The 12,496-nt window shown below is 47.2% G+C and carries 13 protein-coding genes; 5 read left to right on the forward strand and 8 right to left on the reverse strand.

The features are described 5' to 3' along the window. Nucleotides 1–17: 17 nt before the first annotated feature. Both ACZ5DR_RS04290 and pdxR read right to left on the reverse strand, forming a co-directional pair. Nucleotides 18–773: an SDR family oxidoreductase gene (locus tag ACZ5DR_RS04290; protein ID WP_377366364.1), complete on the reverse strand. Its 756-nt coding sequence runs from the start codon at nt 771–773 to the stop codon at nt 18–20. 93 nt (nt 774–866) lie between these two features. After that, complete coding sequence (pdxR, locus tag ACZ5DR_RS04295; RefSeq protein WP_377366363.1) at nt 867–2,366, reverse strand: MocR-like pyridoxine biosynthesis transcription factor PdxR; 1,500 nt, start codon at nt 2,364–2,366, stop codon at nt 867–869. A 200-nt stretch (nt 2,367–2,566) separates the two neighbouring features. Here pdxR and ACZ5DR_RS04300 point away from each other — a divergent pair, with 200 nt between their 5' ends. Genes ACZ5DR_RS04300 through tauA form a run of 3 tightly spaced genes read left to right on the forward strand, consistent with a single transcriptional unit; the run spans nt 2,567 to nt 5,417 of the window. Further along, nucleotides 2,567–3,424, forward strand: coding sequence for a taurine ABC transporter ATP-binding protein (locus ACZ5DR_RS04300; protein WP_377366362.1), 858 nt, complete (start codon nt 2,567–2,569; stop codon nt 3,422–3,424). Next, nucleotides 3,414–4,370 (forward strand): ABC transporter permease subunit, encoded by a 957-nt coding sequence (locus ACZ5DR_RS04305; protein WP_377366361.1) that lies wholly within the window; start codon nt 3,414–3,416, stop codon nt 4,368–4,370. The genes ACZ5DR_RS04300 and ACZ5DR_RS04305 overlap by 11 nt, the downstream gene beginning before the upstream one ends. 48 nt (nt 4,371–4,418) lie before the next feature. Then, entirely contained in the window at nt 4,419–5,417 is a 999-nt protein-coding gene (tauA, locus tag ACZ5DR_RS04310) for a taurine ABC transporter substrate-binding protein (protein WP_377366360.1), read from the forward strand. A gap of 57 nt (nt 5,418–5,474) precedes the next feature. Here tauA and ACZ5DR_RS04315 read toward each other — a convergent pair whose 3' ends face one another. Next, nucleotides 5,475–6,218, reverse strand: coding sequence for a sulfite exporter TauE/SafE family protein (locus tag ACZ5DR_RS04315; protein WP_377366359.1), 744 nt, complete (start codon nt 6,216–6,218; stop codon nt 5,475–5,477). Between the two features lie 205 nt (nt 6,219–6,423). Between ACZ5DR_RS04315 and ACZ5DR_RS04320 the strand changes: the two genes are divergently transcribed. Further along, nucleotides 6,424–7,785: an aminotransferase family protein gene (locus ACZ5DR_RS04320; protein ID WP_377366358.1), complete on the forward strand. Its 1,362-nt coding sequence runs from the start codon at nt 6,424–6,426 to the stop codon at nt 7,783–7,785. A gap of 50 nt (nt 7,786–7,835) precedes the next feature. Here ACZ5DR_RS04320 and ACZ5DR_RS04325 read toward each other — a convergent pair whose 3' ends face one another. The 5 genes from ACZ5DR_RS04325 to ACZ5DR_RS04345 form a co-directional block, all read right to left on the reverse strand. After that, the gene (locus ACZ5DR_RS04325) at nt 7,836–8,477 is read right to left on the reverse strand and encodes a LysE family translocator (protein WP_377366357.1); all 642 of its coding nucleotides are present in this window, start codon (nt 8,475–8,477) and stop codon (nt 7,836–7,838) included. 143 nt (nt 8,478–8,620) lie between these two features. Beyond that, nucleotides 8,621–9,349, reverse strand: a complete 729-nt coding sequence (locus ACZ5DR_RS04330; RefSeq protein WP_377366356.1) for an amino acid ABC transporter ATP-binding protein — start codon at nt 9,347–9,349, stop codon at nt 8,621–8,623. Further along, complete coding sequence (locus ACZ5DR_RS04335; protein WP_377366355.1) at nt 9,336–9,986, reverse strand: amino acid ABC transporter permease; 651 nt, start codon at nt 9,984–9,986, stop codon at nt 9,336–9,338. The genes ACZ5DR_RS04330 and ACZ5DR_RS04335 overlap by 14 nt, the downstream gene beginning before the upstream one ends. Next, nucleotides 9,983–10,645, reverse strand: coding sequence for an amino acid ABC transporter permease (locus ACZ5DR_RS04340; protein WP_377366354.1), 663 nt, complete (start codon nt 10,643–10,645; stop codon nt 9,983–9,985). Before ACZ5DR_RS04340 ends, ACZ5DR_RS04335 begins: the two co-directional genes overlap by 4 nt. A 10-nt stretch (nt 10,646–10,655) precedes the next feature. Continuing rightward, complete coding sequence (locus ACZ5DR_RS04345; RefSeq protein ID WP_377366353.1) at nt 10,656–11,450, reverse strand: transporter substrate-binding domain-containing protein; 795 nt, start codon at nt 11,448–11,450, stop codon at nt 10,656–10,658. A gap of 349 nt (nt 11,451–11,799) precedes the next feature. Between ACZ5DR_RS04345 and ACZ5DR_RS04350 the strand changes: the two genes are divergently transcribed. Then, nucleotides 11,800–12,489, forward strand: a complete 690-nt coding sequence (locus ACZ5DR_RS04350; RefSeq protein ID WP_377366352.1) for a PepSY domain-containing protein — start codon at nt 11,800–11,802, stop codon at nt 12,487–12,489. Nucleotides 12,490–12,496 lie beyond the last annotated feature (7 nt).

The following is a 12,496-nucleotide window of genomic DNA, read 5'->3' on the forward strand; positions in this document are numbered from 1 at the left end:
TCTAAAAACTTAGGCTATTAGCGCTTAACCACGTTAAAATTGCTCCAAGCTTGTGACGTTGGCATTACTTCTAGACTATTGATATTAATGTGCGGTGGCTGACTCGCAATCCAAACCATGATGTTCGCAATATCTTCCGGTTGCAGTGCCTCTGCCCCAGCATACAGCTGATCATACTTTGCTTGGTCACCACCAAAGCGAACTAGACTGAATTCACTCTCGGATAGGCCGGGTTCCAGACTGGTCACACGAACGCCTTTACCTGCCACATCGGCCCGAAGATTTCTTGAGAATTGGGCTACAAATGCTTTGGATGCGCCATATACATGGCTACCAGGATATGGCCAGTTTGACGCAATAGAGGCTAGGTTAATAACGCTGGCCCCTTCTTTCTCCACCATTCGGGGCAGTATGGCATGGGTTACATTCACCAACCCTGTGATGTTTGTATCAATCATAGTATGCCAGTCTTTTAAGTCAGCCTCGTAACTTGGGCCTGCTCCCAAGGCTAACCCCGCATTGTTTACTAAACATTGGATACTCTGGAAAGCTTCAGGCAATGAGGCTACGAATTTGGCTACGGCGTCACCGTCTCTTACATCCAACACGTGAACCGATACAGGCACAAGGTCTTCTAGCTCTTCTTGTAAACGAAGCAGTCGGTCTTCACGTCTCCCGGTTAAAATAAGACGCCATCCTTCTGCGGCGAATTTTCTGGCTGCTGCCAACCCAAAACCAGAGGTTGCTCCCGTGATTAATACGCACCTTTTCATACACTACCTACTTAAACTGATACATTTGTCAGGCTAAGTTAGTAGAAGGCTTTCCCTTGCACTAGAACCAGTCTTAGTAACCTTAGGTACCAGTTAGTTCATGGTATGAGCATGTGTAGGAGCTTCTATTTGCAGTCGTTCAATAAGCTCTCCAAGGGTTTTAAGTCCTGAGTCTATTTTATTTTCGGGGATCGCAGAAAAACCAAGCCGCATGAAGTTTTTGGGGGCTGGATTCTGGGCAAACAGACTGTCTCCAGACTCCACCAAAATGCTGTAGTCTGAAGCAAGACGGACGAGATCCTCGCTTTTAATGGAAGACGGCAAACGTAGCCAAAAACAAAAACTGCCCCGAGTCTCCGTTACCTCACATTGGTAGAGGTATTTTTTGAGCCCCTCATGCATGAGATTCCACTTTGTTTCGTAGAGTGTTTTCATACGCCGTAAGTGGCTGTCATAGTAACCTTGGCTGATAAATAACGCTGCAACGGTCTGGTTGTTAGCAGGAGGATGACGATATTGTAGGCGACGAAGGGTTCTCAGCTCTTTAATCAATTCCGCATCGGCCACTAGGTAACCTATTCTCAATCCTGGTGACAAGGATTTAGAGAGGCTGCCTGTGTAAATGACTCGCCCTTCCTTATCCATACTTTTCAACGATGGCAGAGGCCGGTCGTGAAAATTAACCTCACTTTCATAATCGTCTTCAATGATAATAAAATCATCTTCAGACGCTTGAGCCAGTAGTTGTAAGCGACGTTCTATGGTCATTGTGACCGTTGTTGGATATTGATGGCTTGGCGTCACACACACATAATCACATTGACTGAGTTGGTCACCCACCACTACGCCTTGATTATCTAACTCTAAAAACTTCAGTCTCGATCTGGATGCACTAAAAATGTGCCTTAGATCTGGATAACCTGGGTTCTCTAGGCCCACTAACGTATCTTCATTCGTCAACACCCCTGCTAACAAAGAGAAGGAGTTCTGAGTTCCCATGGTCAATATGATCTCGCTAGGCGCTGCGGTAATGCCCCTTTTTGGCAAAATATTTAGACGAATCTGTTCTATCAGGGCTTTAGAGTCCATGTCCACATAGTCCTCTATCCACTCATGAACGGTTCCTCGGCTCTGAGCAATACGAGTACATTCACGCCATTGGTAAATGGGAAAATGCGTTGGCTCGATCTGACCATAGATAAATGGGTGAGAATACGTAATCCAGTTTTTGTCTTTACGTAGGGTGTTGAAATTTGCAGAGACTCGCTTAAACCTTTGCTGCCAAGCCAGTCCTGTAGGGGCTTCAAAAGAGACATCAGTAAGGGGCTGCGGTAGCTCATATTCACCCAGTTCAGGATTTACAAAGTAGCCGCTACGCTCTTTTGAGATAAGAAACCGCTCATCTACTAAACCTTCATAAACCAGCATCACAGTATTTCTTGAGACACCCAATAATTGAGCCATCTTTCGACTGGAAGGTAATGGCGCACTGCCAAAATAATCCTTCTGAATCAAATCAACGAGCTTCTCTCTAATCTGCTGCTGAAAGCTTCTTCCCGGTTGAAATTCAACGTTAATTAAATGATCAGTCATGGTTCAGCCTATTCAGAATGCACTGTTTCAAATATGCCTTGAAAGAAGCAAGAACCCCGCCAAGAGAAATCTATTTTGCTAACTGGACCATCAATTTAAACGATTGGCTCTATTGCTTATGGCAACAGACCCGTAACTTAACCTCCATGGTTTAACAGAAATATCTGCTCTAAGAGATCAAATTAGGATAGAGGTAAACAATGAATACATTAGATATTCGAGATGTATCAGTCATTTATCCGGCCTCTCAAGGGGGAGAAGCCGTCACTGCACTGTCAGACATCAATCTGACCATCGGCCAAGGGGATTTGGTCGTTGCTTTAGGGGCGTCAGGTTGTGGGAAAACCACTTTATTAAGTCTGATTGCAGGCTTTATTGCGCCAACCAAGGGTTACCTGACTCTGGGAGACAGCTCCATTAAAGGATACCCAAGGGTCGCTTGTGGTTTGGACCTTGGTGATGAAGTTCGAGGGCCAGGGGCTGACCGAGGTGTTGTATTTCAAAAGCATGCCTTATTGCCCTGGTTAGATGTCATAAGCAACACAGAGTTTGGCCTCAAGCTACAAGGTGTGGGTAAGCGAGAGCGCCGTGAGAAAGCGGCAGAATATTTAAAGCTCGTAGGCCTAGAAGATTTTCATCACCACCGGGGCTACCAACTATCAGGAGGCATGCAACAACGTGTGGGGATTGCCAGAGCGCTGACAAACAACCCTGAAATGTTGCTGTTAGACGAACCACTCGGGGCACTCGACGCCCTCACCCGTGAATCCCTACAAGAGCTGCTCCTCGATGTCTGGCAACAGACCAACAAGATGATGTTCTTTATCACACACAGTGTCGATGAGGCGCTCCTATTAGCGACACGATTAATTGTCATGTCCCCACGTCCAGGACGCATTACCCACCAGTTTGATTTGAGCTTTAACAAAGAATTTCTCGCCTGCCGCGATGCTCGAAAAGTGAAGTCCAGCGCTGCATTCATCAAAACCCGCGAAGAAATTCTATCCATCATTCATGGCGACGAAATGGAAACGCAAGAGGCTAAACATGAGCACTGAAACAATACTCCCAATGTCAAAAGCAGAGAGCAGCCCCAGCTCCAGCACTGGTAAACCGACCGAGAGTAAACCCCTAAAAGCGAAAGAATTCACGCCGCTGATTCAAAAGCTGTTGGTCTATATCAATCTAAAAATCCAAAAGCCATCGATTAAAAGTGGTGAGTTTTATGGCGCCCCCGGAGCGGGAGACAGCCGACTAATATCCGTCATTGCCACCCTCTTTTTTATTGGGGTTTGGGCACTTGTTACCGAGTTAGAAATGGTTGAACCCTTATTCCTACCATCCCCTGTAGATGTGTTTCAAAAGTTTCTAGACATTGCGAACAATGGCTTTGCAGGGGCGACCCTCTCCCAGCATCTATTTGCCAGCTTAACGCGTATTTTTGGGTCTTTCTTTTTCGCCTGTCTCATTGGCATTCCCCTAGGGATATTGATTGGTTGTAGCAATATTCTGCGAGGCATATTCGACCCACTTATTGAGTTCTACCGACCATTACCACCGCTTGCCTACTTACCCCTCATCATCATCTGGTTAGGGATAGACGAAGGCAGCAAGATGACTCTCATTTTCTTAGCCATGCTTGCGCCCATCATCTTAAGCGCTCGTTCGGGGGTTTCCTCGGTTCGAATCGAGCAGATTCAAGTTGCCTACTCAATGGGGGCGAGTCGTTGGCAGGTCATATTACAAGTCATTTCAAAAGGGGCACTACCGGATATTCTAACTGGGATGCGTATTGCCATAGGCTTTGGTTGGACAACGCTAGTGGCCGCAGAAATGGTCGCCGCTCAACGAGGCATCGGCTTTATGGTACTCAACGCCTCTGAATTCTTGCGCACAGATGTCGTGATCGCAGGGATCATTGTCATCGGCATTATCGCCTACTGCTTTGACTTATTCATGCGCTACTTAGAACGAAAACTCGTCCCATGGAAAGGGCATAACTAACACTTGGACAATCTTTTAAAAAAACAACTCATCACTTAAGGAGTGACTATGCGATTAATCAAAAAACTAGGCCTCATCGCAGGCGCAATGGCCTTCTCAGCCAGCCTTTTAGCAGAAGAAGTGACCATTGGTTACCAAGGTATGTTTAACCCCTACAAACAGATTATCGATGAAAAAATGGTCGAGGAAAAACTCGGTGTAACGGTCAATTGGCGCCGTTTTGATTCTGGCGCGAAGGCCATGACAGCTCTCGCTTCCGGTAGCGTCGATATCACTTCAGCAGGCTCAAGCCCTATCGCTGCAGCCGTGAGCAATGGCGTGGATGCGGAGCTGTTTTGGATCCTTGAAAACATTGGTGATGCCGAAGCCATGGTGGCTCGCAATGGTTCCAACATCATCAAGCCATCCGATTTAGTCGGTAAAAAAATTGCCGTTCCTTTTGTCTCTACAACCCATTTTCATACCATGTTTGCCCTAGAGCAGTTTGGTATCGAACCCAAGGACGTACAGCTACTGAACATGCAACCAAGTGCGATCGCAGCAGCATGGCGTCGTGGTGATATTGATGCGGCTTTTATTTGGGATCCAGTGTTAGGTGAGATCAAACAAACTGGACAGGTGCTCATCACCTCTAAGGCATTAAGCGCATGGGGCAAACCAACCTTTGATGGCTTAGTTGCAAACAAAAAATTCGCGGCCACTCACAAAGAGTTTTTAACCGACTTTGTTAAGTTAATCGCTTCCATCGATAAACAGTATAACGATAACAAAGCCAGCTTCACTGCTGACAATCCCATGGCGAAATCAATCAGCAAAGTGACTGGCGGCGATATCAGCACTGTGCCTGCGGTCATGGCGCTTTACGAATACCCATCCCTTGAAGCTCAAGCTTCTTGTGCTTGGCTAGGTTGTGGAGATAAAGGTGGTGCAGTTGCTTCGTTAAAATCCACTTCAGAGTTTTTACTTGAGCAAGATAAAATCAGTGGTCTAAAGGACAATTATGGGGACTTCGTCAACTCAGAATATGTTGAAGCAGCCTTAAATTAAGAACAGACGCTACGATAGTCAATCAAAGGCCAGTACTCACACATAAGTACTGGCCTTTTAACTCCCCCCAGCGAAATCACCGATTACATCGATTATTCCAACAACGGCCGTTACAGCCATCAGCGGCAATGACAAGGTTTTGAATGAACGCGGCGCGCGTTTATTAAAGCAATACTGACCAATCTTAACGCCCACCAGGGTCGGTAACAAAAGCCAAGCTATGGCATTTACCAACACTCCCGTTTGCAACAAACTCGCACCTAGCCCGATTAATGCAAGTACGTCGGACAACACAAAGAACAGCACCATGGTCGCTCGCTGAGTCACAACACTGAGGGGGCTAGAAAGCATGTAAAACAACACCATGGGGCCGCCTACTGAGGCACAGGTTGTACCGGCTCCAGAAGCAGCCCCCGTTACCATCTGACGCCAGCTAGAATCCTTTGTTTGCTTGGGAGACTTGCTCAGCAAGACGCCAATCAGACCTAGCACAAACAAGCAGATGAGCAATTTCAGCCAATAGCTAGGTAACATCAGCAGTAACGCCAAGCCGATAGGTGTTCCCATGGCCGCGCCAACAACCAGCCTTTTCAACACACTTAAATTTGCCTGCTTTAACGCCTGCCTTAACAAGCCAGCACTGCATAATAAATCCAATCCCAAAACAATCGGCACACTTTGAATGGGGGGCAAAAACACGTTTAAACCAATCACCGCAATCACCGCAAAACCGAATCCAGAATAACCTCGAACCAGTCCCGCAAAGAACACGATGGGAACTAGATACAGCAAATTTTCCATGGGTTTCTCACTCTTTCCAAAACCAAAATGATCACGGAGTATCGCAACCCACCGAGTCAAATCAGTAGAGCCAATTGGCAGTCTTCGTAGCACCAGATTTCACTTTTACCGCTGGCTCTATTGATTGCCTTTATTGGCTCTAAAGCCCTATAGATCAATCCGCTAAGCTGATTTTCACTACGAACAACACCTGTTGGAGAAAACTATGTCCCTCTTAGAGAGCCAAGCAATTGAGCAAGATAGAAATCACATCTGGCACCACCTGAGTCAGCACAGCGTGCTCAAAACTCAAGACCCTATGATCATGGTAAAGGGGGAAGGCTCTCGTGTATGGGATATAAAAGGAAACTCATATCTTGATGCCTCAGCGGGCGGCGTGTGGTGCGTCAATGTGGGGTACGGGCGCACTTCTATTGCAGACGCCATTCGCGACCAACTGTGCCAACTAAATTATTTTGCAGGCACCGCTGGCACCATACCTGGAGCACAGTTTGCGGAAAAATTGATCCAAAAAATGCCGGGGATGAGTCGCGTGTACTACGCAAGCTCAGGCTCAGAGGCCAATGAAAAAGCCTTCAAAATTGTACGTCAGATCTCCCACAAGAAATACGGCGGACAGAAGTACAAAATCCTTTACCGTGAACGTGATTACCATGGCTCCACCATTGCTGCATTAAGCGCCACGGGACAAGAAGAGCGCCGCGATCAATATGGTCCGTTTGTTCCAGGGTTTGTGTCCTTTCCCCATTGCAGTGAATACCGCAGCCAATTTGGCGACGTAGAGAATTATGGTGAACTCGCCGCATTAGAACTTGAGAAAGCCATTCTAAAAGAAGGTCCAGAGACAGTAGGCGCAGTCATTCTAGAGCCTATTACAGCCGGCGGAGGCGTCATCACGCCACCAGAAGGCTACTGGCCTAAGATCATGGAAATCTGCAAAAAGTATAATGTACTGCTGCACATCGATGAGGTCGTATGTGGACTTGGACGCACCGGTGAGTGGTTTGGTTACCAACATTACGGCATCCAACCAGATATTGTGACCTTAGCGAAAGGCGTTGCATCAAGCTATGCCGCCATTTCATGTACCGTGACCACCGAGGAAGTCTTTAATGAGTTTCTTGGAGAAGGCAGCGAGCGCGATGTCTATTTTCGAGACATCAGTACCTATGCTGGCTGTACCGGTGGCCCTGCTGCTGCCATAGAAAATATGCGCATCATCGAAACAGAAAATCTCGTGAAGAACAGTGCTGAAATGGGGCAATACCTATTAGAAGGTCTGGAGGCATTAAAACGTAAATTCAGCCTTATTGGCGATGTGCGAGGTAAAGGCTTACTGCTGGGAATCGAGCTAGTAGCGGACAGACAAACAAAAGAGCCTGTACCAGAATCCGTGGCCATTCGAGCCGTCGGTATGTGTATGCAAAAGGGACTGATTATTGGCCGTACCAACCGATCATTTGAAAAATTAAACAACACCCTTTGCTTATGCCCTGTGATGACATTAACCAAGGACGAAGCTAACTTTATCTTAACCACCCTTGAGTCGGTCTTCGAAGAACTCTAGTACCACACAACAAAGCGAAGCACCTTGCTTCGCTTTGTTCAAAAGACCGTCTAGCCGCTGCTTTTCATCAACGCCAGTTTTGATCCAAATCCGATAAATACCACGCCGATAAAAGAGTTTAGCCATTTCTTAAAGCGTTCACTCTGGGTCATGGACTTCACGCGCGACAGCATCATCACCATCAACACAAACCACAGCACGTTAACGATGGCGTGGGCAGTGACCAAGGCGTACGCCGTTAATGGGCTTTGATCAAGGGACATAAACTGAGGAAAAGCGGCCAAGTAAAACATGGAGACTTTTGGGTTCAAGACGTTAGTTAAGAAGCCTTCAAAAAAGGCTTTGCGTAAGGAGGCTCTTCGGGGCGCTGGTTTTGGGCCTTTCCCAGGGATCGGTTGGCCCTGTTTGAAGGCGCTACGCAAGGCTTTAATACCAATCCAGATCAGATAGGCCGCCCCTAATAGTTTGAAAACCATAAACGCTTGGGCCGATTGTACGAGCAATAAAGAGACGCCGAAGATAGACAAGGTGCCATGCACATAGAAAGCGGCAACAAACCCTGAAATATTAGCAAAGGCAGCATTGCGACCAAACATAGGCACAGTCTTGGCAATCAAAAAGCCATTTGGCCCAGGGGAAATCACCAGTAATGCGGCCACAGCCACAAAGGTCAAAATCGTTTGTAACTCCATCAAAGCTTCACTCCCTTTTTCTATCAAAGACTTCGCCCAGTGCGAGTCAATCTTCGACTTTACAGTAATTTTTCCACAAAAAAAGCGGCGCCTCTGGGAGATCGCCGCTTTTTATTTCATCTGAACTCATGACCTCTAAAAAGTTAGAGCACAGCACCAATAAATTGCTTCAGTTCTTCTGTCTCAGGGTTAGACAGCAACACTTTTGAGTTGCCCTCTTCCCACACTTTGCCTTGATGCATAAACACGACCCGATCACCCACGTCACGGGCGAAGTTCATCTCATGGGTCACTAGGATCAAGGTCATGCCTTCCTTCGCCAATTGTTCTAGGACTTTCAGTACGTCCCCGACCAATTCTGGGTCTAGGGCCGAGGTGATCTCATCACATAGCAGCACCTTGGGGTTCATAGCAAGAGCACGGGCGATGGCCACACGCTGCTGCTGGCCACCGGACAATTTCTCTGGATAACTGTCGAACTTATCCCCAAGCCCAACCTTCTCAAGCATAGCTCGGGCGGTCTTGGCAGCCTCTTCTTTGCTCTTTTTCAAGACAATCGTCGGTGCCAGCATGATGTTTTCACCCACGGTGAGATGGGGAAACAAGTTAAAGTTCTGGAAGATCATCCCCACACTCAGAGCCAAACGGCGCACCTGAATGTCTTCGGACGTTACTTCTTTGTCATCCACGGTAATACCGCCCTGCTGGTATTGCTCAAGGCCGTTAATACAACGCAACAGGGTGCTTTTACCCGAACCACTTTTACCGATGATGGAGACGACTTCACCCGCTTTGATATTCAGATCAATGCCTTTGAGCACATGGAAGTCGCCATAGTATTTATGGACCTGATTAAGTTTAACGAGCGACATGATATTTCTTCTCCAAATACTTGCTGCACAAAGACAGCGGGTAACACAAGGCAAAGTAGATAAGCGCCACAAAGGCAAATACCTTGAAGGGCTCAAACGTGGCATTGTTAAGCATGGTGCCAGCCTTGGTCAGCTCCACGAAGCCAATCACAGAAGCCAGTGCCGTGCCTTTTACCACCTGAACAGAGAAGCCAACGGTTGGCGCAAAGGCAACCTTAGTGGCTTGGGGTAAGATCACATGACGCAAGGTTTGTAGAAAACTCAACCCTAATACGCGGCTGGCTTCCCATTGTCCTTTAGACAAAGTATCGATACAGCCCCGCCAGATCTCCACCAAGAAGGCACTGGTGAACAAGGTCAGAGACAAGATCGCAGCGCCCCAAGCGGAGATTTCATAGCCAATCATGGACAAACCAAAGAAACACAAGAACATCTGCATAAGCAGCGGCGTACCTTGGAAAATCTCCACATAGATTTTGACCAATCGCAGCATGGCTGGGTTACGAGTTAAACGCATGGCCGTAAGCGTCAACGCCACGATGGAGCCACCTAGGAAAGCCGCGAGGGACAACAACACCGTCCACTGGGTCGCAAACAGCAGGTTACGCAGGATGTCCCAGTTACTAAATTCAATCATGGGGCCTCCCGATAGGCAAAGAAGCGTTTGCCAATTAGGCTAAAGATGTAGCGCATCAGCATCGCCAACCCAAGATACATCAAGGCTGTTACCACGTAGCTTTCAAATGCGCGGAAGTTACGGGACTGAACCAAGTTCGCAGCATAGGTCAAGTCTTGTACCGAGATCTGCGACAACACAGCAGAACCCAACATCACAATGATGCATTGGCTGGTCAGCGCCGGGTAAATCTTTTCAAACGCCGGGGTGAAAACAACGCGGGTCAGGGTCTGACGAAAGTTCATCCCCAACACCTTCGCCGCTTCCCACTGGCCTTTTGGAATATTGCTCAGTCCAGCACGGATAATCTCGGTACTGTAGGCACCAAGGTTAATCGTAAGAGCAATGACACTGGCTTGCCATGGTGACAACATCAACCCAATGGATGGCAGGCCAAAGAAAATGAAGAACAGCTGCACAATAAACGGCGTATTACGGATCAACTCCACATACGCCGCTACCACACGCTGACTGACGGGATCACCGTATTGGCGAATGGCGGCACATGCTGTGCCCACCAAGACGCCTAATACTGTGGTCAAAACGGTGAGTTGAATGGTGGTCATCAGACCCCCTAAAAACACATCCGTATAAGGTAATAGATCAGTAAAATTCAGCATGGCTTAAGCCTTATGCACCGAAGCCTTTAGGCAGTGGCGCTTTCAACCATTTCATGGAAATATCGTTTAGAGTGCCTTCAGATAGCGCTTTAGCAATGATGGCATTTACTTCCGCTTGCAGGGCTGTTTCGCCTTTCGCCATACCGATGTAGCAAGGAGAATCTTTCAACATGAATTTCGCTTCTGGCGCACGGGCTGGACGGCGTTTTGCGATTTCTGTCGCCACTAGGTTACCCGTTGCGATCAAGTTCACTTGGCCAGACAGGTAAGCCGTCAAAGTAGTGTTGTTGTCTTCAAAACGCTGCACGGTGACATCGCTCGGTGCATTTTTTTCCAGCTCAAGATCTTCTACTGAACCGCGTGTTACACCCACTGTTTTACCCGATAAATCCTGTAGAGAGCCCACGGCAACACTTTTTTCACCAAATACACCTAAGAAGAAAGGAGCATAAGGAGTAGAGAAGTCGATGGCTTTTTCACGCTCAGGGTTTTTACCCAAGCTAGAAATCACCAAATCTACCTTGTTGGTTTGTAGGTAAGGAATTCGGTTCGCGCTGGTCACTGGCACAATGGTCAGATCCACACCCAGTTGATCCGCAATGTAGTTAGCCATGTCCACATCGATACCCTGAGGTTTCAAATCCGCACCCACAGAGCCAAATGGAGGGAAATCCTGTGGCACAGCGATACGAATCTCGTCACGGGATTTGATGTCGCTCAGCACATCAGCTGCTGCAGTCATGGCAGTGCCTAAGCATGCGGTAGCGAGAAGGGTTTTTCCTAGCAGTTTCTTAAGTGATTTCATGTTGGGTTTGCCTCGTTTCATTTTATGTCGTTGTGAAACAGAGTTAGCAATCCGTATGCCAATATGAAACTAACGTTTCACACAAAGTGCATTTTGAGACATAAGTATCAGCTATTACTTACTTTTCTTTATTTTCACCTTCCATTTCGACGTAAGTATTTGACCGATAAGTCAAATTTATTTAAGAACCATTGTGACGCTCAAGCAGATAAAGCCGCACCAACATAATGCAAAGACACGCCCTAAGGAGAATTTCAATACATTAAAAAAGTTTAATGTGTCGTCCACCTTAGCGTTAAGCATGGTTGGCTATAGTGCATGTCAGGATCACGAAACAGAGGATTACATCATGAACCGCAAATCAAAATACGGCATCATCGCCACTAGCACTGTTACCACTCTATCTATGTACGCAGCATTGACTTCTGCACTTATGTTCGCAGGTCCTGCGTCTGCTGATGATTGGGAAAAAGAGCGTATGCATGACCGCGACCGTGGCCATGAAATGGAACGGGATCATAAGTTCGACAAAAAAGAGGGTCGTAAGCACCGTGACAATGAACTGGAAATGCTAGCCCTGAAATCCGCCGACACCAGCATGGAAGATGTTATTGCTGAATTCCGTAGCAAATACTCTGGCACCGTGGTTGAGGTAGAATTAGACGACAAAAAACACAGCATAGTGTACGAAGTGAAAGCCATCGACTTGGATGCTGGCGAAGGTCACAAAGCGTCTTACACCCTACGTGGCAAGCAAGAAACCGAGTACAACAAACGTTCTTTGAATGTATTGGGTTTCAGCAAATTGGATGACGATGACGCGGCGGCAGTAAAAGCCGTACAAGCAGAAAGCGCCATTTCCATGGACAAAGCCCTAGAAATTGCCCGCAATCACTCAGATGCTTACATTGAATCCATTGAGCTAGAAAACAAGCGCGGCCTCACCTTTTACAAGGTAGAATACATGGGTCCAGGTAAAGAGCGTCGTTTGCTAATCGATGCCCTATCCGGTGAGCAAGTGCCATCAATGCGTCGCTAAGCGACAC

Source organism: Marinomonas vaga, assembly GCF_055388305.1.